Origin of the sequence: Candidatus Fonsibacter ubiquis, from assembly GCF_002688585.1 — a bacterium.
GTDB classification, from domain to species: Bacteria; Pseudomonadota; Alphaproteobacteria; order Pelagibacterales; family Pelagibacteraceae; genus Fontibacterium; species Fontibacterium commune.
Window position 1 is genome coordinate 1,077,013 of sequence record NZ_CP024034.1, and the last position, 22,888, is coordinate 1,099,900.

At 29.5% G+C, this 22,888-nt stretch carries 30 protein-coding genes and 1 tRNA gene; 21 read left to right on the forward strand and 10 right to left on the reverse strand.

Features of this window, described 5'->3' with window-relative positions; genetic code table 11:
• Positions 1–36 precede the first annotated feature (36 nt).
• From CR143_RS05880 to purH, 6 genes are read left to right on the forward strand one after another with little or no spacing between them, the layout of a single operon-like run.
• On the forward strand, positions 37–306 hold the full coding sequence (locus CR143_RS05880; protein ID WP_099340895.1) for a DUF4212 domain-containing protein: 270 nt from the start codon (positions 37–39) through the stop codon (positions 304–306).
• Positions 307–308: 2 nt separating this feature from the next.
• Entirely contained in the window at positions 309–2,144 is a 1,836-nt protein-coding gene (locus CR143_RS05885; RefSeq protein WP_099340896.1) for a sodium:solute symporter family protein, read from the forward strand.
• Positions 2,145–2,197: 53 nt separating this feature from the next.
• Positions 2,198–2,539: a hypothetical protein gene (locus CR143_RS05890; RefSeq protein ID WP_099340897.1), complete on the forward strand. Its 342-nt coding sequence runs from the start codon at positions 2,198–2,200 to the stop codon at positions 2,537–2,539.
• Positions 2,540–2,558: 19 nt separating this feature from the next.
• Positions 2,559–3,224 (forward strand): ribulose-phosphate 3-epimerase, encoded by a 666-nt coding sequence (gene rpe, locus CR143_RS05895; protein ID WP_099340898.1) that lies wholly within the window; start codon positions 2,559–2,561, stop codon positions 3,222–3,224.
• Positions 3,225–4,877 carry a heparinase II/III domain-containing protein gene (locus tag CR143_RS05900; RefSeq protein ID WP_099340899.1) on the forward strand — a complete coding sequence of 551 codons (1,653 nt, stop codon included), beginning with the start codon at positions 3,225–3,227 and terminating at the stop codon, positions 4,875–4,877.
• 24 nt (positions 4,878–4,901) lie between these two features.
• Entirely contained in the window at positions 4,902–6,461 is a 1,560-nt protein-coding gene (purH, locus tag CR143_RS05905; RefSeq protein WP_099340900.1) for a bifunctional phosphoribosylaminoimidazolecarboxamide formyltransferase/IMP cyclohydrolase, read from the forward strand.
• Here the strand turns inward: purH and CR143_RS05910 are convergent.
• The 4 genes from CR143_RS05910 to CR143_RS05925 all read right to left on the reverse strand — a co-directional run bounded on the left by CR143_RS05910 (position 6,451) and on the right by CR143_RS05925 (position 8,472).
• On the reverse strand, positions 6,451–6,789 hold the full coding sequence (locus CR143_RS05910) for a 4a-hydroxytetrahydrobiopterin dehydratase (RefSeq protein WP_099340901.1): 339 nt from the start codon (positions 6,787–6,789) through the stop codon (positions 6,451–6,453). The genes purH and CR143_RS05910 overlap by 11 nt on opposite strands.
• A gap of 4 nt (positions 6,790–6,793) precedes the next feature.
• Positions 6,794–7,510: a hypothetical protein gene (locus CR143_RS05915; protein WP_099340902.1), complete on the reverse strand. Its 717-nt coding sequence runs from the start codon at positions 7,508–7,510 to the stop codon at positions 6,794–6,796.
• Between the two features lie 3 nt (positions 7,511–7,513).
• Complete coding sequence (locus tag CR143_RS05920; protein WP_204524600.1) at positions 7,514–8,341, reverse strand: FkbM family methyltransferase; 828 nt, start codon at positions 8,339–8,341, stop codon at positions 7,514–7,516.
• Between the two features lie 56 nt (positions 8,342–8,397).
• Positions 8,398–8,472 (reverse strand) — tRNA-Gly (locus CR143_RS05925).
• Between the two features lie 91 nt (positions 8,473–8,563).
• On the opposite strand from CR143_RS05925, the gene CR143_RS05930 reads away from it, so the two are divergent.
• A complete protein-coding gene (locus CR143_RS05930) occupies positions 8,564–9,217 on the forward strand; it encodes an LON peptidase substrate-binding domain-containing protein (protein ID WP_099340903.1) in 654 nt (217 codons plus the stop codon).
• Positions 9,218–9,224: 7 nt separating this feature from the next.
• Here CR143_RS05930 and rho read toward each other — a convergent pair whose 3' ends face one another.
• From rho to hemE, 4 genes are all read right to left on the reverse strand, one after another.
• Entirely contained in the window at positions 9,225–10,496 is a 1,272-nt protein-coding gene (gene rho / locus CR143_RS05935; protein ID WP_099340904.1) for a transcription termination factor Rho, read from the reverse strand.
• Between the two features lie 66 nt (positions 10,497–10,562).
• Positions 10,563–10,994 carry a protoporphyrinogen oxidase HemJ gene (gene hemJ / locus CR143_RS05940; protein WP_099340905.1) on the reverse strand — a complete coding sequence of 144 codons (432 nt, stop codon included), beginning with the start codon at positions 10,992–10,994 and terminating at the stop codon, positions 10,563–10,565.
• Positions 10,994–12,007: a ferrochelatase gene (hemH, locus tag CR143_RS05945; RefSeq protein WP_099340906.1), complete on the reverse strand. Its 1,014-nt coding sequence runs from the start codon at positions 12,005–12,007 to the stop codon at positions 10,994–10,996. The genes hemJ and hemH overlap by 1 nt, the downstream gene beginning before the upstream one ends.
• Positions 12,004–13,017 (reverse strand): uroporphyrinogen decarboxylase, encoded by a 1,014-nt coding sequence (gene hemE, locus CR143_RS05950; protein ID WP_099340907.1) that lies wholly within the window; start codon positions 13,015–13,017, stop codon positions 12,004–12,006. The genes hemH and hemE overlap by 4 nt, the downstream gene beginning before the upstream one ends.
• A 276-nt stretch (positions 13,018–13,293) precedes the next feature.
• On the opposite strand from hemE, the gene CR143_RS05955 reads away from it, so the two are divergent.
• Genes CR143_RS05955 through dnaQ form a run of 5 tightly spaced genes read left to right on the forward strand, consistent with a single transcriptional unit; the run spans position 13,294 to position 16,754 of the window.
• Complete coding sequence (locus CR143_RS05955; protein WP_099340908.1) at positions 13,294–14,109, forward strand: pyruvate, water dikinase regulatory protein; 816 nt, start codon at positions 13,294–13,296, stop codon at positions 14,107–14,109.
• Positions 14,109–14,696, forward strand: a complete 588-nt coding sequence (locus CR143_RS05960; RefSeq protein WP_099340909.1) for a nucleoside triphosphate pyrophosphatase — start codon at positions 14,109–14,111, stop codon at positions 14,694–14,696. The genes CR143_RS05955 and CR143_RS05960 overlap by 1 nt, the downstream gene beginning before the upstream one ends.
• A complete protein-coding gene (aroE, locus tag CR143_RS05965) occupies positions 14,686–15,513 on the forward strand; it encodes a shikimate dehydrogenase (RefSeq protein WP_099340910.1) in 828 nt (275 codons plus the stop codon). The genes CR143_RS05960 and aroE overlap by 11 nt, the downstream gene beginning before the upstream one ends.
• The gene (gene coaE, locus CR143_RS05970; RefSeq protein WP_099340911.1) at positions 15,506–16,090 is read left to right on the forward strand and encodes a dephospho-CoA kinase; all 585 of its coding nucleotides are present in this window, start codon (positions 15,506–15,508) and stop codon (positions 16,088–16,090) included. The genes aroE and coaE overlap by 8 nt, the downstream gene beginning before the upstream one ends.
• Positions 16,083–16,754, forward strand: coding sequence for a DNA polymerase III subunit epsilon (dnaQ, locus tag CR143_RS05975; RefSeq protein WP_099340912.1), 672 nt, complete (start codon positions 16,083–16,085; stop codon positions 16,752–16,754). Before coaE ends, dnaQ begins: the two co-directional genes overlap by 8 nt.
• On the opposite strand, the gene CR143_RS05980 is transcribed toward dnaQ, so the two are convergent.
• Positions 16,732–17,190, reverse strand: a complete 459-nt coding sequence (locus CR143_RS05980; RefSeq protein ID WP_099340913.1) for a protein-export chaperone SecB — start codon at positions 17,188–17,190, stop codon at positions 16,732–16,734. The two genes, dnaQ and CR143_RS05980, sit on opposite strands and share 23 nt — an antisense overlap.
• Positions 17,191–17,305: 115 nt before the next feature.
• On the opposite strand from CR143_RS05980, the gene CR143_RS05985 reads away from it, so the two are divergent.
• From CR143_RS05985 to CR143_RS06025, 9 genes are all read left to right on the forward strand, one after another.
• Entirely contained in the window at positions 17,306–17,920 is a 615-nt protein-coding gene (locus CR143_RS05985; RefSeq protein ID WP_099340914.1) for a Tim44/TimA family putative adaptor protein, read from the forward strand.
• Positions 17,907–18,344: a Smr/MutS family protein gene (locus tag CR143_RS05990; protein WP_099340915.1), complete on the forward strand. Its 438-nt coding sequence runs from the start codon at positions 17,907–17,909 to the stop codon at positions 18,342–18,344. The genes CR143_RS05985 and CR143_RS05990 overlap by 14 nt, the downstream gene beginning before the upstream one ends.
• Positions 18,345–18,418: 74 nt before the next feature.
• Positions 18,419–19,006: an imidazoleglycerol-phosphate dehydratase HisB gene (gene hisB / locus CR143_RS05995; protein ID WP_099340916.1), complete on the forward strand. Its 588-nt coding sequence runs from the start codon at positions 18,419–18,421 to the stop codon at positions 19,004–19,006.
• 11 nt (positions 19,007–19,017) lie between these two features.
• On the forward strand, positions 19,018–19,662 hold the full coding sequence (hisH, locus tag CR143_RS06000; protein ID WP_099340917.1) for an imidazole glycerol phosphate synthase subunit HisH: 645 nt from the start codon (positions 19,018–19,020) through the stop codon (positions 19,660–19,662).
• On the forward strand, positions 19,659–20,372 hold the full coding sequence (gene hisA / locus CR143_RS06005) for a 1-(5-phosphoribosyl)-5-[(5-phosphoribosylamino)methylideneamino]imidazole-4-carboxamide isomerase (protein ID WP_099340918.1): 714 nt from the start codon (positions 19,659–19,661) through the stop codon (positions 20,370–20,372). Before hisH ends, hisA begins: the two co-directional genes overlap by 4 nt.
• 5 nt (positions 20,373–20,377) lie before the next feature.
• Entirely contained in the window at positions 20,378–21,136 is a 759-nt protein-coding gene (gene hisF / locus CR143_RS06010) for an imidazole glycerol phosphate synthase subunit HisF (RefSeq protein WP_099340919.1), read from the forward strand.
• Between the two features lie 2 nt (positions 21,137–21,138).
• On the forward strand, positions 21,139–21,465 hold the full coding sequence (gene hisE / locus CR143_RS06015; protein ID WP_099340920.1) for a phosphoribosyl-ATP diphosphatase: 327 nt from the start codon (positions 21,139–21,141) through the stop codon (positions 21,463–21,465).
• Positions 21,455–21,811 carry a histidine triad nucleotide-binding protein gene (locus tag CR143_RS06020; protein WP_099340921.1) on the forward strand — a complete coding sequence of 119 codons (357 nt, stop codon included), beginning with the start codon at positions 21,455–21,457 and terminating at the stop codon, positions 21,809–21,811. Before hisE ends, CR143_RS06020 begins: the two co-directional genes overlap by 11 nt.
• A 1-nt stretch (position 21,812) precedes the next feature.
• On the forward strand, positions 21,813–22,331 hold the full coding sequence (locus tag CR143_RS06025; protein WP_099340922.1) for a GNAT family N-acetyltransferase: 519 nt from the start codon (positions 21,813–21,815) through the stop codon (positions 22,329–22,331).
• A 3-nt stretch (positions 22,332–22,334) separates the two neighbouring features.
• Here the strand turns inward: CR143_RS06025 and CR143_RS06030 are convergent, their stop codons facing one another.
• Positions 22,335–22,886 (reverse strand): LolA family protein, encoded by a 552-nt coding sequence (locus tag CR143_RS06030; RefSeq protein ID WP_099340923.1) that lies wholly within the window; start codon positions 22,884–22,886, stop codon positions 22,335–22,337.
• Between the last annotated feature and the right edge of the window lie 2 nt (positions 22,887–22,888).

Here is a 22,888-nt window from a genome sequence, read left to right on the forward strand (position 1 = left end):
TTAGTTAATATTAACAATAACTAAGGGGGATAACATATGGCATCGCCAAAACAAGAAGCCCATTGGGCAGCGACCAAAAGCCTTATGATCATAACTATGTTGTTATGGTTTTTCTTCGGAACTGTTGTTTTCGCCTTCGGTGAACAAATAAACCACATCAAAGTTCTTGGATATCCATTAGCCTATTACATGACTGCGCAAGGATCATTAGTTGCGTTTGTTGTCATGATTTTTTGGTCTAACAATAGACAAGAAAAAATTGATCGTGAATTTGGTTTCTCCGATGAAGACAGGGAGGATGATTAAATATGGCACAAAAAAGTAAATTTATACAAGACCTACCAAAAATTTATGGAATCTACACTTTAGGTTTCCTTGGATTTTTTGCCTTAATGGCATTCTTTGAAACGCAAGGTATGGGCGCAAAAACTATCGGAATATTATTCGTTAGTTTTACAATCCTGATATATGCAATCATCGGCTGGCTTTCTAGAACAGCTCAGGTGGAAGCATACTATTTAGCTGGAAGGCAAGTTCCAACCGTATTTAACGGAATGGCAACAGCTGCTGACTGGATGTCCGGTGCATCCTTTGTGGCAATGGCTGGTGGTATATACTTTGGTGGATATACTTACATGGCTTTCCTAGTGGGTTGGACTGGGGGTTACGTGTTAGTGTCATCACTAATGGCTCCGTATCTTAGAAAGTTCGGCTGCTATACAGTTCCAGATTTTATTGGAACTCGATATGGTGGAAACTTTGCAAGATTCTGTGCCGTGTTGGTGCTACTAATCGCATCGTTCACTTATGTGACAGCTCAAATCAACGCAACAGGTACAATTGCATCACGTGCATTAGCAGTACCTTTTGAAGTTGGAGTTTGGGTTGGTCTAATAAGTATCCTTTTATGTTCAATGTTGGGTGGAATGAGATCTGTGACTTGGTCACAAGTGGCTCAGTACATTGTTTTAATTATAGCTTATTTAATTCCAATATTCTGGATGAGCTGGAAATTAGGACATATTTTCCCTCACATTTCAATGGGAGGAACGGTTGAGAAAATAGCAGCTTTAGAAGCTCAGTATGGATTGATAAAAAATTCACCTGATGTTTTAAAAGCGGCAGGAGTACCTGCTGGATTATCTTCAATGTCAACGCCTCACTCGGGAGTTCCTGCGGGTGCAATGGAAGCATGGAAGTATATTTCGCTTGCAATTTGTATGATGGTTGGAACGGCTTCGTTACCACACATCTTAATGAGATACTTCACTACTCCATCTGTGACTTCAGCTAGAAGATCAGTGGCTTGGTCGTTGTTTTTCATCTTCTTGCTTTACTTCTCAGCTCCGATGCTTGCAACTTTATCAAAGATTCAGTTGCTTGATCCAACTCTTCCTACTGCAATTATCGGCAAAAAAATTGTTGATGTGCAGGCAATAGAGTGGGTTAAAAACTGGTCTGCGGTAAAACAAGTATTTATTGCTGACTTAAACAAAGATGGCATCCTTCAATTGAACGAATGGTTCATGAGAGGTGACGTGGTGGTATTAGCGACTCCAGAAGTTGCTGGATTACCATACGTGATTTCTGGATTAGTTGCTGCAGGTGGACTAGCTGCTGCTATGTCAACTGCGGATGGACTACTTCTTGCAATTGCAAATGCTATCTCACACGACATCTACTATAAAATGATCGATCCAAAAGCGAGCATTGTAGCAAGATTAACAGTTGCGCGAGCACTGTTAGTTGTTATTGGTGCTGCCGCTGCTTATATCGCTGCGATGAGACTTACGGGTATCTTAGGAGCGGTTGCTTGGGCGTTCGACTTTGCGATGTCTGGTTTATTCTGGCCACTAGTTTTAGGAGTGTGGTGGAAGAGAGCAACTCGTTCAGGCGCAATAGCAGGAATGTTAGCAGGACTTATATCAGGTACTTGGTACCTAATATACGTAGGACCTACGTTCATGAATCAAACTCCATGGTTAGGAATTGATAATTTAAGATTTGGAATTATCGGTGCTAGCGTGAGCTTGATTGCTATGGTGGTTGTAAGTTTACTTACAAAACCTGAGAGTGCTGCTGTTCAGCAGATGGTTGACGACCTTAGGATTCCTAGCGGTAAAACAATCATCAAGCATAGTTAAAAATCTTTTATTCATGGGGCGATTTATTCGCCCCATGACATTTTCAAAAATCAATGTCACCTTGGATTTATTACTTTGATTATATTTTAGGAACCATCATGTGGACATTAATTGGCAGATCCGCAATGTCCCTTTTCCAAAAAGAAGACTCTAATTTTTTTTTCATGAAAATATTCGTAAAACTTACTGATCCTATTTTGCGTATATTTAAAATAATAACCCCAAGTTTTCTAATTCCAATCTTTGTACCTTTGTATGTGGCTTGGTTTTTCTATATGTTTAGATTTTACTTTATGCCTTGGGTACTTGGCTATTCAGTGATGGGTATGCTTTCGTTTCCATTAGAAAGTGAATTTACTTACTTTTTAATGAACTTGTTTAAAAAGCAGTTTTAAATTTCTAAAATTCATTTAATTGTGTGCTGTGGCACAAAATATAAAAATATCACCCTCTATTTTATCCGCTGATTTTAGTATCTTAGGAGATGAAATTAAAAATTTAGAAAAAGCTGGAGCTGATTTAATTCACGTTGATGTAATGGATGGTCACTTTGTTCCAAATATTACCATGGGTCCTCCAATTATTAAGGCAATTAGAAAATGTACAAAACTGCCCTTTGATGTTCATTTGATGATCTCGCCTGTTGAAAAATATATTAAAGCCTTTGCTGATGCAGGATCTGATATTATTACCCTTCATCCTGAGGCAACGGATAACTTAAAAAGAGCCATTCAAACTATAAGGTCATGTGGAAAAAAAGCAGGTGTGTCCTTAAATCCTAAAACACCCATTAGTGCTTTAATGGATGTAATTAATGATATTGATCTTATTTTGATTATGAGTGTAAACCCAGGATTTGCTGGACAAAGTTTTATGAGTGAAGTTTTGCCAAAAGTTTCTGAACTTAGAAGAATGATTAATGATAAAAAACTTAAAATTGACATTGAAATTGATGGTGGAATTAACTTTGAAACAGCTCCTCTTGCAGTAAAAGCAGGTGCTAATATCTTGGTATCAGGAACTACAATTTTTTCAGGTTCCCTAAAAGATAACATTCAAAAATTAAGAAATTGCGCTTAAGTGTCCAATATTAATACATTTAACCTTTATCTTTTATCCTTAAAAAAAAGTTTTCAAGATCGACTAAGAGAGAAAAAATTTAAAAGTTCCAATTACAATGTTTCGTTAGGTGGCATTCAACCTCACCGTATTTATGAGTCTTCAAATATATTTTTAATTCAAGATCTAATTAATAACGATCCAATCGTACTCAATAGCGTTAGAAAATTTACAACTAATATTTGGAAAATTACCAATTTAGAAAATGATAAAGCAAAAAAACTTCATGATTTTAGTTGGCTACCAGCACTAAATATTAAAACAGAAAAAGAATTAGGCTGTCTTATTGTTGATCAATGGATCAATAATTTTTCAAATTATAATGAAAAATATTGGACCTTGGATATTATAACTGCACGTTTGATAAATTGGATATCAAGTTATGATATTATTTTTAAAAACAGTGATCTTATCTTTAGAAGCAAAGTTATTAATAATATTGTCAAACAAGCAAAACATTTATTTAAAAATATTAATTTAATTAATACTGGCATTGAAAAGATCAAATCCCTTGCTGCCTTAATTTTAGTTGGTAATTCCTTTGAGCAATATGAAGAATATACTCAGTTTGGACTTAAAAATTTAGAGGATGAAATTTCAAATTTTATAAATAAAGATGGATTTATTAAAACTAAAAATCCTGAGGATTTATTTTGGACCTTATATTTCTTAGTTCTTGTTAAGGAATGGTTAATACTATCTAGAAAACAAACCCCTGCTTTTATCAATATTTATATTAATTCCCTTGGAATCTGTTTTAAATTTTTAAAATTTTCAAACGGAGATCTTCCTCTTTTTAATGGCGCTAATCAAATAAACACTGAAAGATTTTATGAATATTTGGAATCGCGAGGTTATGAGTTTGAAGATATGGAAAATATCTTTTGTGGTTATGCAAAAATAAAATCAAAAAAAGTTGAAATCTTTATTGATGCCAATAATCCCCCTTCTATGTTGCACTCAAAAAATTATCAGGCAGGTCCATTATCCTTTGAACTTGTATCTAATGGAGTAAAATTTGTTTGTAATTCTGGATCAGGAAAAAATCTTGGGGAAGAATTATTCTATTTAAGCTCCTCCACAGCAGCCCATTCAACAGTTACTATTAATGATACTTCATCATGCATATTCCAAAAAAATAAATTAATTAGAAAATACTTTGGGAATTCTCTTATTGAAAAGCATAAGATTTTTAAAAAAGAATTTAAAAGTGATAAAGAATTTGTTCAATGTATCGTTGGTCACGATGGGTATCAGGAAAGATTTAAAATATTACACGAGCGACAAATAACTTTATTTAAGAACAAAAGTCATATCGAAGGAATCGATAATTTAAATTGCAAAAATCTTGAAAATAAAAATTTAACTTTTAGCGTACGATTTCATATCCATCCTGATATTCGCATCACAAAAACCATGGGTAATGATATTCTCCTAAGTTCAACTAATGGCGAAGGATGGATCTTTAGAAGTCCACAAATTCCAACTAAGATTGAAAAAAATCTCTACTTTGGAAATCCAAATAATATTAGAGAATCCTCATTTATCCTGCTTGAAGGTAACATTGAGAATGAAAATACAAACATCATTTGGCATCTAGAAAAAGCCAAATAAAAATCGTATACCCAATGCTCCTTCATGCAACTGATTAAAATAAAAAAAGCGTTAATCTCTGTCTCTGATAAAACAAATCTAAAAGAAGTTCTCGAATGCCTAAAAATAAATAATATTGAAATAATCAGTACTGGCGGAAGCTATAAATTCATTAAAGATCTTGGATTTCAATGTACCGAAATATCAGAATATACAAAGTTTCCTGAAATATTAGACGGCAGACTAAAAACACTTCATCCAAAAATTCACGGCGGCCTTCTTGCAAAAGCAGATGATAAAGAACATCAAGATCAGATAAAAAAAGAAGACATAGATTTTATTAATTTACTCATTGTTAATCTTTATCCCTTTGAAAAAAAATTACTTGAAAAGGCAGATTTTGAAACAATGATTGAAAATATCGACATTGGTGGACCTGCCATGGTTAGATCGTCTGCCAAAAATTTTAAATTTACAACGGTGGTATCAAGCATTGATCAGTACTCTGATTTAATTAATGAATTAAAAAATAATAAAGGATCTACATCTTTTGAATTTAGAAAAATACTTGCAACCGATGCTTTTCTTGAAACTGCTTATTACGACTCGGTAATATCTAACTGGATGAATAATTTAAGGGATAATAAATTTCCAAAAAAAATTACAATATCAGGACAACTTAGAGATAAATTAAGATATGGAGAAAACCCACATCAACAAGCCTCTGTTTATAAAATTAATTATAAAAATGATTTTCTATCAAAAATAAAACAAATCCAAGGCAAAGAGCTGAGCTATAATAATTATTTAGATATGTATTCAGCCGTATCTATCTCTAAGGAATTGGGTGAAAAAGGCAGTTCTTGCGTTATTGTAAAACACAACAATCCATGTGGCTGCGCCATGGCAGAAAATGCCCTTAAATCCTACGAATTAGCCCTTCAGAGCGATCCTATTAGTGCTTTTGGAGGGATTGTCAGCTTTAACCGGGAAGTTGATGAAAAACTAGCAAATGAAATTGTCAAAAAATTTTACGAAGTCATTATTGCCAAAAACTTCAGCAAAAAAAGCTTGGAGATTTTTGAGAAGAAAAAAAATTTAAGATTAATTTCTTTAGAAAATATTAATGAGCAAGATAATTTATCTTATACTTTTTTAGGTGATAATTTTTTACTCCAAGACAAAGATCAAATTGAGATTAATAAAAAAGAATTAAAATTTGTAACAAAAATTAAACCAAGTGATAAAGATTTAGATGATTTAATATTTGCATTCAAAGTTTGTAAATTTGTAAAATCTAATGCTATTGTTATTGCAAAAAATAATCAAACCCTTGGGATTGGTGCTGGACAAACTAATAGATTAGCTTCAAGTAAAATTGCTTGTGAAAATGCCACCCAGTTTTTCAAAGATAAAGTTAAAGGAAGTGTTGCGGCATCCGATGCTTTTTTTCCATTCGCTGACGGATTAAATGAACTCATTAAAGTTGGTGTTAAATGTATAATCCAACCAGGCGGATCAATTAAAGATGATGAAGTAATTGCAGCAGCCGATAAAGCTCAAATTGCAATGGTATTTACTGGGATTAGAAATTTTAGACACTAATCATATCAATCTTAGAAGCTAAGATAAAATCACTTAAAGAAAGGCCTTTAATTGCATGGGTATAAATATTTACCTCAGCATATCCCCAACCAAATTTTAAATCTGGGTGATGTCCTTCTTCTTCAGCAATTTGTGATAATTTATTAATAAATCCTAAACTTTCTTCAAAATTTTTAAATTTGAAAGCCTTTGATAAATAAAATGCTTTTTTTTCATTAATTAAAGCTTTCCAATCAGATAAAAAATTTAAATATTCATCAATTTGATCTTTGGTAAATGGAGGAATATCTCCTCTGCAAGGAACACATTTTTTTTGATGTAGTTTCATAGATTTAAAAAAATTTTTGAAATAGAATTCTTAAATAATCATATTTAGCATAATTACGCCTTGTGAAGATACTATTATATATTTTATGTAATGGTTGCTCATAATTAATTTTTTTGTATATATATTTTTCATCAATTTCTTTCATTACAACATCTTCTAAAGAGCAAACTTGCTTATTTTTAAATTTTTTTAAAAAAAAGGAGATCCAAAAATCATCATTCAAAAAACAATATTTATAATTTTTAACGTATTTATTATAAAAATCTAAAATTCCCTCTAAATGATTAGAATTTATTAAAAATCCATCAGCTCCTTGCCCCATTACTAAATCATAAATTTTTACGGTAAAAAAACTATAAGCTTGTTCTTTATTAAATCTAAAATATTTATTCAAAATTTCACACATTCTTGGATGATAAATATGGTCATCATCAACTAATATTACGTAATCAAAATTTTTTAATAAACTAATAGATCCTAGAAGTTTTGTGCCTGGGCCATAATCTTTACATCTAATGATCTTAAAATTATCATCTTTTATGTCTTTAAAAATATCGATATTTACATCTTTAATTTCAGGAAACCTTTCATAAGAAAAAGGTATATTTAAAAAAATATTGTCAGGTCTTATTGTTTGTTTATTTAAAGAATTTATAACTTCCTTTACGCTTTGAAATCTCGAAGGAATACTGCTTAAAGAGATGCAGAATTTTTCTTGCATTCTTTAATTAATATCAAATTTTGAATTTATGTACCAATCATCAAATTGACTCAAATTTTTAAATTTTCTTACAAAGCCTTTTTGGGTTAATAAATTAAATATTTTTTGTCTATTTTTAGTAAAATTATGCTCACAGGTAATTATTTTAAAAGTAAACATGCTAAAATTAAAATTTTTTAAAATTTCAAATTCACTTCCCTCAGTATCAATCGATAAATAATCAATTATTTTTGGCGCTTTATATTTTTTTAATAAGTCGATTAATGAAATTGTATTTAGATTATACTGTCTATACTTTTTGCTCCTTCTTTTGGACCAATTGTCAGAATTAGAAAATTTACTAATTGTAGATAAATCTGGGATAGATGTTTCTTTAAATTGAAGATTTTGGTTAGATACTTTCCAAATAATTCTTTTTTCAATAACACAATGTCGGTTAAGGGTTAATTTTTTATGAAAAATTTTTGCAGGTTCAGATATGATACCTTTCCACTTGAAATTTTTTTCTAAAATATAAGTATTTGATAATTTAAATCCATCAGCAGCACCAAATTCGACAAAAAAACCTTTTTTTTTGAAATTTAATTGTGATAATACAAACAAATCTTGCCTTAGTTGGGATCTAGAAATAGGCAAGTACCGTAATATTTCTCCAGCTTTTTTTGGGAAGTGTTTAGTAAACAATAAATCAAATTTTAATTTATCATTCTCAGCAATTAGTTCATTATAATTTGAACGTTTAAGTATCTTTAAGTTAAAAATTTTCAATTTTTGTTTATTTGCAATTTTTTGATAAGTTTTTATTACAAATACTAAAAAACTATTTACCAATTAGCTAGTATGAAAAAGAGATAATTTGATAAAAGATTAATGATTACTTGTATTTTTGGAGCGGGTGAAGGGAATTGAACCCACGACCTAATCGTTGGCAACGATTCGCTCTACCACTGAGCTACACCCGCTTAATAATTTGATGAAATTAAATGAAAATAAATTTTAATCAATTGAAAAGTGAAATTGAATAAAGCAAATTAAACACTATATTGATTGTTAATGACAACTTTAAATAAAAAAGAAATCCCTCAACAAATATCTATTTTTCCACTTGCAAATGCAGTGTTCTTTCCAAATACAATTTTGCCTTTAAATATATTTGAGCCAAGATATAAAAAAATGGTTGAAGATGCTTTATCATCAGACAAGATGATTGGAATGATCCAAACAAAACAAAGCTATAATTTAAAAAAACCTGAAGTATTTAGCGTTGGTTGCCTTGGTAAAATTGAAAATCACACCAAAACTGCAGATGGGAGATATTTAATTAATTTAAAAGGTTTAATCCGATTTAGAATTTTAGATGAGGCAGAAACTGATCTTCCTTATAGAAAATTTAGAGTAACGTACGATGAGTTTTTAGATGATCTAGAGAAAATAAAATTCAATGATAAGATCGACGTTTTGCAGCTTATCGATAAAGCAAGGAAACTTTTTAAAATTCATCAACTATCAACGGATTGGAAAATTGTTGAAAAAGTTGAACCCGATCAGTTAATCAATTCATTATCGATGATTTGTCCATTTTCTGTCAGTGAAAAACAAGGCTTGCTCGAAGCAAAGACAATACTTGAGAGAAATTTACTAATTAATCAAATAATAAATTTTTATATTATTGGAAATAATCCCGGATCTGAAAGACAGATCCACTAAAAATCAATTAAACAGTTTTATTCATCGAGTCAAAAAACTCAGCATTGTTTTTTGTCTCTCTTAATTTACCAATTAAAAATTCTATTGCCTCCATATTTCCCATTGGGGCAATTAATCGTCTTAGAACATTCATCTTTTGTAAATCTTCTTTTTTAAATAATAAATCCTCTTTTCGGGTTCCAGATTTAGTAATATCAATTGCTGGAAATATTCTCTTATCTGCAATTTTTCTATCTAATATCACCTCAGCATTACCCGTTCCTTTAAATTCTTCAAAAATAACCTCATCCATTCTAGATCCTGTTTCAATTAAGGCCGTTGAAATAATTGTTAATGATCCACCCTCTTCAATATTTCGTGCTGCTCCAAAAAATCTTTTTGGTCTTTGTAAAGCATTTGCGTCTACACCCCCTGTTAATACTTTTCCCGAACTTGGAACAACAGCATTATAAGCTCTGCCTAATCGGGTAATGGAGTCTAATAAAATAACCACATCTTTTTTATGCTCAGCTAATCTTTTTGCTTTTTCGATTACCATCTCAGCCACTTGCACATGTCGCATTGCTGGCTCATCAAAGGTTGAGCTGACTACTTCTCCTTTTACCGATCGTTGCATGTCCGTGACTTCCTCTGGTCTTTCATCAATAAGCAAAACGATTAAATAAATCTCTGGATGATTTGCAGTTATGGAGTGCGCAATATTTTGTAAAATTACAGTTTTACCCGCTCGAGGTGGAGATACAATTAAAGCTCGTTGACCTTTTCCAATTGGAGTTACTAAATCAATTAATCGTGCAGTTAGATCTGGTTTTTTATCTGCTTTACTAGATTCTACTTCTAAATTTATACGTTCGTCAGGATATAATGGTGTTAAGTTATCAAAGTTAATTTTATTTCTAGATTTTTCAGGATCTTCGAAATTTATTTTGCTAACTTGTAAAAGCGCAAAATATCTTTCAGAATCTTTTGGTGCTCTAATCTCTCCTTCGACTGTATCCCCTTTTCTAAGACCAAATCTTCTAATTTGACTTGGGCTTACATAAATATCATCGGGTCCGGGTAAATAGTTCGACTCAGTTGCTCTTAAAAAACCAAAGCCATCTTGCAGAGTCTCGAGAACTCCGCTTCCAGTAATTTTTTCGTTTTTTTCGGCAAATTTTTTAAGAATGGCAAACAAGATTTCTTGTTTACGCATTGTGCTTGGGTTTTCTATTCCAAGTTTTTCTGCTTCTAAAATTAAATCTGCTGGGGTCTTATTTTTTAATTCTTGTAAGTTCATTTATGTTTGGGATTGTCTTGTGAAACTTTTGAGAGTGGGATGAATATAACAATTATAAATTATATTTCAAGCGGGTTTAAAAATAACCAAAAACACAACAATTATGAGTATTATAGTTGGTATTTCATTTATAAACCTAAAAAATTTTGAACTTCTAACATTTCGATCTAATTCAAAGTCTTTCAAACATTTTGATAAAAAACCATGGTAACCCGATAAAGCAATCACCAATATAAACTTAAGCGAAAGCCACAAAGAGAAAATAGTTTCTAATCCTAAGATCCACCAAATTGATAAGCCAGTAATCCAAGTAATAATCATGGCTGGATTCATAATTATTTTCATCAACCTTTTTTCCATTACTTTAAAAACTTTTGATGTTTGATCATTATTATTTTCAACATGATAAACAAACAATCTTGGCAGATATAAAAGGCCAACCATCCAAGAAACTACAGCGATGATATGAATGGCCTTAAGGATTAAATATAAACTCATTAATTTATTAAATATTTTTTAACAATATGTTCCATCATTTGGATATGGTCATCATTGTCATTTAGGCAGGGTACAACATCATAATTTTCTCCGCCACTTTCTAAAAAGCTTTCTTTGCCCTGAATTGCTATTTCCTCTAAAGTTTCAACACAATCTGATGAAAAGCCCGGACAAATCATAAGTACATTTTTTTTGCCTTTCGACGGAAGTTCTTCTAAAGTTTTATCCGTATAAGGCGTTAACCATTCTTCTGGTCCAAATCTAGATTGAAAAGTGGTCTCAATGGGTATGTCTTTAAATTTTTCCTTTATAAGTCGTGTGGTTTTTTGACAATAGCAATGATATGGGTCTCCTTTAGTAAAATATTTTTTTGGTATCCCGTGGTAAGAAGCTAAAATTAAATCTGGCTTCCATTTAATTTCTAAAATTTTCTTTTTTATACTGTTTACAAGAGCATCAATAAAAAGGGGCTCAGATTCGTAATGGGGGATAGTTTGTAAACTAGGTTGCCACCTCATCTTGATTAAGTTTCTGTATACTTCATCACATACAGTTGCTGTAGTTGCTGCCGCATACTGTGGATACAGTGGAAAAACAATAATTTTTTCGCACCCTTCTTTTTGCAAAAGATCTAACTTGCTTTTAATGCTCGGATTTCCATAACGCATTGCAAAATCTACAAGAATAAAATTGTTGCCTATTCTTTTGTTTAGTTTGTTGGTTTGACTTTTTGTATAATATCTTAGTGGAGATTCATTGGTTTCTTTCATCCAAATTTGCTTATAAGCATGCGCTGTTTTTGCTGGTCTAAAGGTTAATATAAATAAATTTAAAATTATTTGCCAAAGAATTGGATTAACCTCTATGACTCTGGTGTCTGATAAAAATTCTTTTAAATATCTTCTAATATCCCACCAACTAGTCGAATCTGGAGTCCCAAGATTAACAAGCAAGACGCCAGTTTTTCCAAATTTTACCTTTGGGTGATTAATTTTATCTAAGTCAAAACTCATAAATTATAACCCCTTACGAACTCAACTAATTTTTTAACATTTTCTGGATTTGTTTGCGGCAAAATTCCATGGCCCAAATTAAAAATATAAGGCCTGTTTTTAAAAAAATCTAAATATCTCTTTGCTTCTTTAAACATTCTTTGCTGACTTCCTAATAAAAATTTTGGGTTTAAACCGCCTTGAAAAACTACATTATTATTTAAATTTAAATCATTAAGACTTATATCATAATCAAGATTAATACCGTCTGGGGCCACCTCTCTTATAAAAGCGTTAATATTCTTCTTTATTCCTTTTGGAAAACACACAACTCCCTTACTAGGAAATTCTTTCTTAATTTTTTTAACAATATTTTTATTTGGATTAATACAAAATTGTTTTAAATCTTTCTTATCTATTAGACCCGACCAACTATCAAATAATTGTATAACGTCTGCCCCGGCCAGTATTTGCTCTTTACAGTGGATATAAACTAAATTTTCTAATCTCTTTAATATTTTTAATATCTCCTCTTTTTTTAAATTTACTAATAATTTCCTATTTCCTTTTGGTGAACTTTTATTAATCATATAAACTAGTAGTGTCCACGGCGCTCCAGCAAATCCAATTAAAGATTTTTCTTTGGGTAATTTTTTTCTTATATTTTTTATTATTTGATAAATATTTTTTAATTTTTTTATAAAATCTTCTTTGCTTAAATTATAAAATATCTCGGGTTTATAATTTTCTAGAACTGGGCCTATATTTTCTTTAAATTTTATATTTTGTCCCGCTGCTTTTAAAATTAATAAAATATCCGAAAATACAATTGCTGCATCTAAATTGTATCTTTCTATAGGTTGTAAAGAGACTTTCGTTGCGTTTTTAATATTTAAGCAAAAATTAATAAAATTTTTATTTTTTTTTCTAATTATTTTATATTCAGGCAAATATCTACCTGCTTGCCTCATAAACCAAATAGGTAAATTTTTTTTTTTAAATATTAGGCTTTTCTGAAGAGAACTACTCATTAATAAATATTAGTTAAAATATTAGTAGTATATGGTTATGTTAGTAGTGTGTTTATATTTTTATCAACAGTTTATTAACAGAATTTGTTAGTAAAAATATCAACCTAACTTTTAATTTATAACAGTAATACGAAGTTATTAACAATATTCAAATAAACACAAACAAACTTATTAATGTTATTAATTAAATAACAATAATTTATTAACTGTTAACCCTTTCTAATTTTAAAGTTAAAAATGTATAAAGAATAATTATAAAGATTTTTCCACAGTCTTATGAACAGAAAATATAACGTTTTTTTAGTATCCGACTCGACCGGCGAAACCTTAGATAGAATATTTCTTGCGTTAAAAGCTCAATTTGAAAACTTTAATAATTCTCTCCACCATTTTTCTTTTGTTAGAACGGATGCGCAAATCACAACATTATTAGAAAAATGTAACAAAGTAGAAAACCCAATTGTTTTATATACGCTTGTGGAATCTTCAATTACTTCATTCTTAACTCAAGAAACAGAGCGATATAAAATTCCATGTTTTGGAGTTTTAGATTATTTAATTCCAAAATTTGAAACAGTTCTAAATCGTAAAGCAAATCGAAAACCAAGCGGTCAGCATATTCTAAATAAGGAATATTATAGAAAAATTGCAGCTATGCAGTTTAGTATTGAACATGATGATGGCCAAAAATTAGAAACAATTTTAGAGTCAGATATAATTATTTTGGGAATAAGCAGAACTAGCAAAACCCCAACAACCATCTATCTTGCAAATAGAGGATATAAAGCCGCAAATATCCCAATGATTCCCAATCAAAGAATATCCGAAGATGTGTTAAAAAATAAAAAGAAGACAATCGTTGGCTTGATTGCTGATCCAGAAAGGTTGGTCGATATTAGAAAAAATAGGTTGAATACATTAAGCGAAGAAAAACACACTTCGTATGTTGATTTAGATAAAATTAAAGAAGAATTAGAAGAAAGTAAAAAAATATTTAAATTAAACAATATTCCAATAATTGATGTAACCAGAAAGTCAGTAGAAGAAACAGCCGCGTCCATAATTAAAATTCATGAGATAAAAAATAGTTAATGAGAGATGTAATTTTAGCATCCGCAAGCGGAATAAGGTTAAAAATATTAAATGATTTTGGTTTTAATGTTAAAGTTGAAACCGCAAACATTGATGAGGAAGAGATAAAAAATTCTTTATTAGCAGAAAAATTTACTTCTTTTGATATCTCGAGAGCTCTTGCCGAAACTAAGGCAAAAAAAATTAGTAATAAAATATATAATCATCTTATTTTAGGAGCAGATCAAGTTCTAGATTTTGACGGAAGGCTATTTAGCAAGCCAAATAATATGGATCTGGCACTTGATTTAATGAAAAAACTAAATGGTAAATTACATTCTTTATTTAGCTCAATTTGTCTAAGCAAAAATGGCTCAACAATTTGGATGCATACAGAGCAGGTAACTTTAAAGATGAAAAAATTTTCAGACAATTATATTAAAGATTATTTACAAAAATTAGGTCTCGAAACAATTAAGAAGTATGGGGTTTATCAAATTGAAGGATTGGGCAAGGATTTATTTGAAGAAATAAAGGGAGACCACTATTCTATTATGGGGATGCCAATAAAACCATTAATTAGGTATTTTGAATTAAATGAAAAATAAAAAAAAATTTTTAGTAATTGGCAATCCTATTAAACATTCTTTATCTCCCGAGCTTCACCAATATTGGTTTGATAAAAATAAAATTAATTCAGAGTACAAAAAATTAAAAATTGATCATAGGCAAATTAAAAAAATTTTAAATAAAATTAGAAAAAAGCAAATTGAGGGAATTAATGTAACAATTCCTTTTAAAAATCTTGTAATTAAATATTTAGATATTTTAGAGGGAGATGCAAAAAAAACATCCTCGGTAAATACAATTTATCTTAGAAAGAATAAATTAATTGGGGATAACACAGATGTTTATGGGTTTGCTTTTGGCATATTAAAAAAAATTAAGACTAAAATAAAAGCAGCAGGAATAATTGGTGCAGGTGGCGTAACTTCTTCTATTATTCTTGCTTTAATTAAAAAAGGCGTAAGAAAAATTTATATAACTAATAGAACTTTTTCTAAACTAAAAGTTCTAAAGCAAAAATTTAAGGGTATGATCTTTCCAATTAAATGGAATGATTATTTAAAGGTATTTAATGAAGTTCAAATTTTAATCAATGTCACAAGTTTAGGTATGCAAGGACAAAAAGACTTAAAGTTTGATTTTAGTATTTTTGATAGGAAAATTAATGTTGTTGATATTGTTTATAACCCCGAAAATACTAGATTTTTAAGGGATGCACGCAAAAACGGGCATAAAATTTTTTCAGGCCTAGATATGTTTATTTATCAAGCCCAAAAGGCATTTTATATTTGGAATAAGAAAAAGCCAAAAGTAACCAATGTCGTTTACAAAAAACTTAGAAAAATAATTAATGATTAAAGTCGGTATCTTAGGAAGCGTTGGCAGCGGAAAGTCTTTTGTTGCTAATATTTTTAAAGAGTTAGGATTTAATATCTTTTCAGCGGATCAAGTAGTTTCCCAAATTTATGAAAGGAATAAAAATATAAATAAGAAGATTTCAATTTTTTTTAAATTAAAACTTAATCGCGGCAAAATAAATAAAAATGAACTTAGAGATACCTTAAAAAAAAACCCAAAAAAGTTTAAATACTTAAATAAAATTATTCATCCAATTGTTAGAAAAAAATTAATTTTATTCCTATCTAAATATAAAAAAACTAAGTTAGTAGTTCTCGATATTCCTTTATTAATTGAGAATAAAATGTTCAACTTTGTTGATATATTTATTTTTGTTAAAACCAAACCTAATACTTTTAAAATTAGAATAAAAAAAAGAAGAAATTTAGATAAGCAATTTTTAAAATTATTAGAAAATCAGCAGGCTGACGAAAAAATAAAAAAAAGTTATGCAGATTTTACAGTTGATAATTACACTAAAGATAAAGTTAAATTGCAGGTGAAAAAAATTCTTGATAAGATTCTCTTAAATGATTGAAGTTATTTTAGATACAGAAACCACAGGATTATCTGCTGATAAAGATAGAATCGTTGAGATTGCCTGCATTGAATTAAGTAATCATATTCCTACAAAAAATATTTTTCACACTTTTATAAATCCTGAGACAAAAGTTTCAGCAGATGCTTTTAGTGTGCATGGTTACTCCGATGAATTTTTGTTAAATAAACCAAAATTTAAAGAAATTGTTAAAAATTTTCTTGATTTTATAAAAGATAAAAAACTTGTTATCCATAATGCAGATTTTGATCTTGGTTTTTTAAATAATGAATTAAGAAGGCTTAATGTAAAACCAATTTTAAAATCTGATGTTGTTGATACATTGCAAATTGCCCGTTCAAAATTTCCAGGCGTTGGTAATAGCTTAGATGCTTTATGTAAAAGATATAAAATTAATGTAGAGGCCCGAGAAAAGCATTCTGCGTTGGTGGATTGCCATCTATTATCCAAAGTTTACATTGAATTAATTGATAAAAAAGAACTAACCCTTGATCTGGAGTTAAGTAATAAAGGCGATAATCATCAAATGAGATTAAATAATGAAAACAGACAAGGAATTATTGTACCAATTAGTCCTGAAAAATTTGAAGAGTATAAAAAGTTTTTAAAGAAGAACGTTCCTAATGCTTTTGCGTTAGATTAGCAGATTGTTGCTCATATAATTCATTAAAATTTATTTCTTTTTTAAATTTAAATTCTTTAAAACCAGATTTTTGAAATAATTCGGTAATAAGATCAGTAAGTTTTTTTGCATATAAATCTGGAATTTCAGCTAGTATAATTCTCTTAACTTCCTCTGCTTTTAAAGCTGTATCAGTTATTTTAAATACAACTGCTAAACATGCCTCTGCATGAATTTTATTGATAACCTCTTTTGGAGCTTCAAAAATAAGTTTGCAATTAAGTTCTAACATCCCGCTTTTTAGTGGCTTGTTAGAAATATCAACTTTTGTCTCATATTTTCCAAGATTTTGTGCTGCGTCAACAAAACAATCGGGTGATGGAATTTCAAAGGATAAATCCTTTACGTAGTTTGCAATAATTTGATATTTAGGATTATCCTTATTTTTTTCTTCCATTTTTCAAGTTTGATTTGTTACTATTAAAATATAACTTTACTATATTGAATATCATTTATTTTGACCTAAATTTAAATGTATTAATATTTAAATATTTAATCTAAAATATAATTAAATGAACGATAATTTTGGCTACATTGATATAGTTTTACTTGCAATCGTTGCAGGTATAATCATTTTAAGACTTAGAAATGTTCTTGGTAAAGGCGCTGAAGATAGCGCAATTAGAGCAAAAAAATCAGTGATTGTTGATGCTCAATTTGAGGATGTAAAATCTTCTAAAGTTGAAGAAAATATTAATACAAAGGAATTTAAAGAAGATACTTTCTTAAAGGGAGCACAAGCTGCTTATGAAATGATCGTGAATGCTTTTGCATCTGCAGATAAAAAAACTTTAAAAGATTTAACTTCACCTGAAGTTTACAAAAGTTTTGTTTCTGTTCTTGATGATAGAAAAAATAAAAAACTTCTTAATCAATTTACTTTTATAGGTATTAAAAAAGCAAAAATTGAAAATATTGATAAAAAAGATAGTTTTTATACTGTGAAAACTAGATTTGTGAGTGAGATTATATCCTGCGTTAAAGATGCAGATAATAATATTATTGAAGGAAGTCCAGATGAAATTCAAACAGTAAATGATGTTTGGAGTTTTTCAAAAGATTTAAATTCAGATGACCCAACTTGGCATTTAACTGAAATTGCACAGGACGTGCATGCCAAAGAATAATAAAGATCTACTAAATCCTGAAGATATAAAAGCCTGGGAAGATTTTAAAGGTAAAAAATTTTTAGAAGGTGATAAGGGAGAAATTTTTAAAAAACCTATTAAAGAAAATAAAAAACAAGATCAAATTGATTTTAAAATAGATTTACACGGATATTCTTTGCAAGAGTCATTTGTAAAAATAAGAAGTGTTATTGAAAATTGTTACCAAAAAGATTTAAGAAATATTTTAATTATCACTGGAAAAGGGTTAAGATCCAAGGTTAAAGAAAATCCTTATTTGTCAGAGGATTTAAGTTTATTAAAATATGCAATCCCAAATTTTTTAAAAGATAATTTTTCAGATATTATTAATTCTATGGATGAACCAGATCAAAGTTTAGGCGGATCTGGTGCTTTTTTATTGAGATTAAAAAAAAGATTATAGAATAGTATTTTTTTAATAATTAAAGCTAATTTATTGATAAGGTTAGTTTTTCTATATATAGGTTATTCATTCATATGAGGATTGCAAAAGTTAATCGTAAAACTAAAGAGACATCCATTGAGGCAGAAATTAATCTAGATGGAACAGGTATTTATAAAATTGATACAGGGATTGGTTTTTTAAATCACATGTTGGAGCAGTTATCAAAGCACTCTTTGGTAGATATAAATTTGAAAGCAAAAGGGGATTTGCATATTGATTTGCATCACACAACTGAGGATTCTGGAATTGTTATAGGTGAGGCTATTGCTAAAGCTTTGGGAGATAAGAAGGGTATTAAACGATATGCACACGCTTATATCCCCATGGATGAAACATTAAGTAGAGTTTCTTTGGATATTTCGAACAGACCCTATTTGATTTGGAATGTAAAATTAAAAGTGGAAAAACTTGGAGAAATGGACACTGAATTATTTAAAGAATGGTTTCAGGCATTTTCCCAAAGCGCTGGTATTACCTTACACGTTGAAAATATTTATGGCGATAATAGTCATCATATCATTGAGTCTTGTTTTAAAGGTTTAGCAAGAGCATTACGTCTTGCATTAGAAAAAGATTCAAGAGCTGGAGATTCTTTGCCTTCAACTAAAGGAATACTTTAAAGATTTTTTAAATGTATGTATCAATCGTTGATTATGGGACCGGCAATCTTAACTCTGTATCAAAAGCTTTAGAGGTTGCAGCAGAGCAAATAAGTAAAAAAATAAACATAAAAATATCAAATAAACCTAAAGATATTTTAGATTCAGATAAAATTATTTTACCTGGACAGGGTTCTTATAGACAATGTGCATTAGGAGTTAAAAATATAAATGGTTTATGGGATTCTCTTAATGAATTTGTACTAGTTAAAAAAAAACCAATCTTTGGAATTTGTGTTGGGATGCAGCTATTTTCAGAACAAGGTTATGAAGAACAGGTCACAGAAGGATTTGGTTGGATTAAAGGTTCTGTTAAAAAAATAGAAATAAATAACAAAGATTTAAAATTACCTCATATGGGGTGGAATGAAGTAAATGTCTTAAAAAAAAATGATTTATTTTTAGATATTAAAAATTTATCCCATTTTTATTTTGTGCATAGTTTTGCTTTTAAGGCTAAAGATGAAGAAGATGTAATTTGTATAACAGATTATGAAAAACCAGTAGTTGCAGGTATTTTAAAAGAAAATATTTTTGGAACCCAATTTCATCCTGAGAAAAGTCAAAGTAATGGAATTAAGTTATTATCTAATTTTTTAAATTGGAATTTATTATGATTATATTTCCAGCAATTGACCTAAAAGATGGAAAGTGTGTAAGACTTTATAAAGGAGATTTTAATAAAACAACTATCTTCAATTCTTCTCCATTTAATCAAGCTTTAGAATTTCAGAAAAAAGGTTTTACCCATCTTCACTTGGTAGACCTAGATGGAGCCTTGAAAGGAAAATCAAAAAATAAAAAAATTATAATTAAAATTATAAAGGATACTCGTTTAAATGTGCAATTAGGTGGTGGCATTAGAACATTAAAACAAATATCTTTTTGGATTAAGAATGGGGTTTCAACTGTAGTTGTTGGAACCATGGCTATTCAAAATCCCAAAATATTAAAAAAAGCATGCACTTTGTTTCCAGGACAGATTGCGGTAGCGTTAGATGTTAGAAATAATTTTTTAGCTATGAAAGGCTGGGTTAAACAAACAAAAATAAAATTAATGCAATTTTCAAAAAAATTAGAAGATTTTGGTGTAACAAGAATTATATACACTGATATTAATAGAGATGGCACAAAGCAAGGTGTCAATTTTCTTCAATTAAAAAAAATAATAAGTAAGATAAATATTCCTTTAGTCGTTTCAGGTGGAGTTTCTAATATAAAAGATATCCAGCAATTAGATAAATTTGGTTTATTTGATGGTGTTATTATTGGTAAAGCAATTTACGATAAATCAATTTCTTTAACTGAACTTAAAAAATTTGTTTAAAAAAAATGCTTAAAAAAAGAATCATACCGTGCCTTGACGTTAAAGATGGCAGAGTTGTCAAAGGGATTAATTTTGTAAATTTAAAAGATGCCGGAGATCCTGTGGAGCAGGCAAAGATATATGATAAGGGTGGAGCTGATGAAATATGCTTTTTAGATATTACCGCATCCAATGAAAATAGAAAAATTTTATTAGATAAAGTTAGCGCTACTGCAAAAAGTTGTTTTGTTCCTTTAACCGTTGGCGGTGGAATTTCTAGTGTGGAAGATATTAAAAATTTACTACTTGCTGGAGCTGATAAAGTTTCAATTAATACTGCAGCAGTAAAAAATCATAATTTTATAAAAGAAAGTTCTATTAAATTTGGATCACAGTGTATTGTCATTGCAATTGATGCAAAAAAAGTTGGGGCTAATAAATGGGAAATTTTCACCCACGGTGGAAGAAATGCAACAGGAATTGATGTTATTGATTATGCAAAAATTGCAGAAAAAAGCGGGGCTGGCGAAATACTTCTAACTTCCATGGATAAGGATGGAACAAAGTCAGGTTACGACCTTGAGCTAACAAAGGCTATATCTAGCTTAGTTTCTATTCCTGTTATTGCATCAGGAGGGGTTGGCACCCTTGAAGATTTATATGAGGGGTTTAATCAAGGTTTAGCAAGTGCAGTTTTAGCTGCTTCAATATTTCATTATGGAGAATATTCAATAATGGATGCAAAAAACTATTTAATTAAAAAGGGAATACCAATAAGAATTTAATTATGTTTAAAAATCTAGAACAACTTATTCAAAAGATAAAAAAACAAAAGAACAAAAATCCAAAAATTTCCTATACAGCAAGCCTAATGAAAAAAGGAAAGAAATTTTGTATAAAAAAATTTATGGAAGAAGCAAAGGAACTTGCTACTTCAGCAAAATATTCAAATAAAAAAAATATAATTCATGAGGCAGCAGACTTATTATATCATTTTTTAGTTCTTTTAGAATTTAAGAAAATTTCACTGGCTTCAGTTATGAAGGAGTTGAAGAGAAGACAAAAAATTTCTGGAATTCAAGAAAAAAAAAATAGGAAAAAAAATGTACGATAAGAATAATATTTTTGCAAAAATATTAAGAGGTGAAATTCCTTGTGATAAAATTTATGAAGACAAATTTGCACTTGCCTTTAAAGATATAAACCCCCAGGCCAAAATTCATGTTTTGGTTATTCCAAAGGGAGCTTATGTAGATATGAACGATTTTGCAGCAAATGCTAAAAGTGATGAGATTGAAGGTCTAATCAGGGCTTTAGGAAAGGTTGCAGATATTTTAGGGGTATCTACAACGGGGTATAGATATTTAGGAAATAATGGCAGAGATGGTGGTCAAGAAGTGCCCCATTTGCATTTTCATATCTTTGGTGGAGAAAAATTAGGAAGAATGATCCATAAGTAATATGGAAAGGTCCATAGATAGGTTTTATCTTCATCTTCTTAATTACAAAGATTTAATTAGATCCAATTGTAAGGAAAAAAATTTAGAAATTTTACTAGAAAAAAAACCAACCATCGATCTTTGTAAATTTTTTTATAAAGAAATTGGAAAGGATTTTTTTTGGCGGGATAGATTAAAGTGGAGTGATGGAGATTGGACCAATTATATAAGCCAGGATTTTTTTAAATTATATATTTTAAAATCCAATAATAAGTTAGCTGGATATTACGAGTTACTTTACAATCCCACCAACCCTTCAATGGAAATCGCATATTTTGGCATATTTAAGGAGTTTTTTGGTAAAGGAATAGGCGGATATTTATTAACCGATGCAATATTAAACTCTTTTAAAGAAAAGATTAATAAAGTATGGGTGCATACTTGTACTCTTGACCATCCCAATGCTTTGAAAAATTACCTTGCAAGGGGAATGACTGTTTTTAAAACAGAAAAAATATTCTTTAACCCTGAAAATTTATAATTTTTAATTTGGAATTTGAAATTTTTCATCAGAAATAACGTTTATTTTGATATTTTTCATCATAAATTCTAGTGTTGATTTGTCATAATTTTTTATTCTCCAACCAAGAATTGTGAAATTTTTCGGCTCAAAATAAATATCAACGCTTTCAGAAGAACTTATTTCAACGGTGGTAATAATAAAATTATTAGTGATATTAAATTTTTCAATATTTGATAATTTTTCTATTAAACTTTCTTTATCAAGCATAACTCCTAAAGGAGTATCTTTAATACTGTAATTATAATTTTTATTTTCTTCTTTATTGATTAAGTACAAATAATCATCATTAACTATAATTTCTTTTTTTTGGTCATCATAAATGCATCGCATTTTTTTTGGATAGATTAAAATGCAACTTCCATTTTCCTGCCCATCACTTGAAAGCTGCGTAAAATTAAATTGTAAAGAATTTATTTTTCTTAAATTTTCAATTATTTTAATCTTTTCTGAGGCATTTGATTGATTACACAAAAATAATAGTACTGTTAAAACAGCACAAATTAATTGTTTCATTT

Excerpts from the sequence above, each read along its gene's own strand:
- aroE (WP_099340910.1), top strand. The coding sequence starts at position 14,686 with ATGAAAAATAAAAAAAAATTTTTAGTAATTGGCAATCCTATTAAACAT.
- CR143_RS05915 (WP_099340902.1), bottom strand. The coding sequence starts at position 7,510 with ATGCAAGAAAAATTCTGCATCTCTTTAAGCAGTATTCCTTCGAGATTT.
- hisH (WP_099340917.1), top strand. The coding sequence starts at position 19,018 with ATGTATGTATCAATCGTTGATTATGGGACCGGCAATCTTAACTCTGTA.
- CR143_RS06025 (WP_099340922.1), top strand. The coding sequence starts at position 21,813 with ATGGAAAGGTCCATAGATAGGTTTTATCTTCATCTTCTTAATTACAAA.
- hisA (WP_099340918.1), top strand. The coding sequence starts at position 19,659 with ATGATTATATTTCCAGCAATTGACCTAAAAGATGGAAAGTGTGTAAGA.
- hemH (WP_099340906.1), bottom strand. The coding sequence starts at position 12,007 with ATGAGTTTTGACTTAGATAAAATTAATCACCCAAAGGTAAAATTTGGA.
- hisB (WP_099340916.1), top strand. The coding sequence starts at position 18,419 with ATGAGGATTGCAAAAGTTAATCGTAAAACTAAAGAGACATCCATTGAG.
- hisF (WP_099340919.1), top strand. The coding sequence starts at position 20,378 with ATGCTTAAAAAAAGAATCATACCGTGCCTTGACGTTAAAGATGGCAGA.
- CR143_RS05930 (WP_099340903.1), top strand. The coding sequence starts at position 8,564 with ATGACAACTTTAAATAAAAAAGAAATCCCTCAACAAATATCTATTTTT.
- hemJ (WP_099340905.1), bottom strand. The coding sequence starts at position 10,994 with ATGAGTTTATATTTAATCCTTAAGGCCATTCATATCATCGCTGTAGTT.
- CR143_RS05910 (WP_099340901.1), bottom strand. The coding sequence starts at position 6,789 with ATGAAACTACATCAAAAAAAATGTGTTCCTTGCAGAGGAGATATTCCT.
- CR143_RS05985 (WP_099340914.1), top strand. The coding sequence starts at position 17,306 with ATGAACGATAATTTTGGCTACATTGATATAGTTTTACTTGCAATCGTT.
- CR143_RS05960 (WP_099340909.1), top strand. The coding sequence starts at position 14,109 with ATGAGAGATGTAATTTTAGCATCCGCAAGCGGAATAAGGTTAAAAATA.
- CR143_RS05885 (WP_099340896.1), top strand. The coding sequence starts at position 309 with ATGGCACAAAAAAGTAAATTTATACAAGACCTACCAAAAATTTATGGA.
- CR143_RS05880 (WP_099340895.1), top strand. The coding sequence starts at position 37 with ATGGCATCGCCAAAACAAGAAGCCCATTGGGCAGCGACCAAAAGCCTT.
- coaE (WP_099340911.1), top strand. The coding sequence starts at position 15,506 with ATGATTAAAGTCGGTATCTTAGGAAGCGTTGGCAGCGGAAAGTCTTTT.
- CR143_RS05890 (WP_099340897.1), top strand. The coding sequence starts at position 2,198 with ATGTCACCTTGGATTTATTACTTTGATTATATTTTAGGAACCATCATG.
- CR143_RS05955 (WP_099340908.1), top strand. The coding sequence starts at position 13,294 with ATGAACAGAAAATATAACGTTTTTTTAGTATCCGACTCGACCGGCGAA.
- purH (WP_099340900.1), top strand. The coding sequence starts at position 4,902 with ATGCAACTGATTAAAATAAAAAAAGCGTTAATCTCTGTCTCTGATAAA.
- hemE (WP_099340907.1), bottom strand. The coding sequence starts at position 13,017 with ATGAGTAGTTCTCTTCAGAAAAGCCTAATATTTAAAAAAAAAAATTTA.
- dnaQ (WP_099340912.1), top strand. The coding sequence starts at position 16,083 with ATGATTGAAGTTATTTTAGATACAGAAACCACAGGATTATCTGCTGAT.
- rho (WP_099340904.1), bottom strand. The coding sequence starts at position 10,496 with ATGAACTTACAAGAATTAAAAAATAAGACCCCAGCAGATTTAATTTTA.
- hisE (WP_099340920.1), top strand. The coding sequence starts at position 21,139 with ATGTTTAAAAATCTAGAACAACTTATTCAAAAGATAAAAAAACAAAAG.
- CR143_RS05990 (WP_099340915.1), top strand. The coding sequence starts at position 17,907 with ATGCCAAAGAATAATAAAGATCTACTAAATCCTGAAGATATAAAAGCC.
- CR143_RS06030 (WP_099340923.1), bottom strand. The coding sequence starts at position 22,886 with ATGAAACAATTAATTTGTGCTGTTTTAACAGTACTATTATTTTTGTGT.
- CR143_RS06020 (WP_099340921.1), top strand. The coding sequence starts at position 21,455 with ATGTACGATAAGAATAATATTTTTGCAAAAATATTAAGAGGTGAAATT.
- CR143_RS05980 (WP_099340913.1), bottom strand. The coding sequence starts at position 17,190 with ATGGAAGAAAAAAATAAGGATAATCCTAAATATCAAATTATTGCAAAC.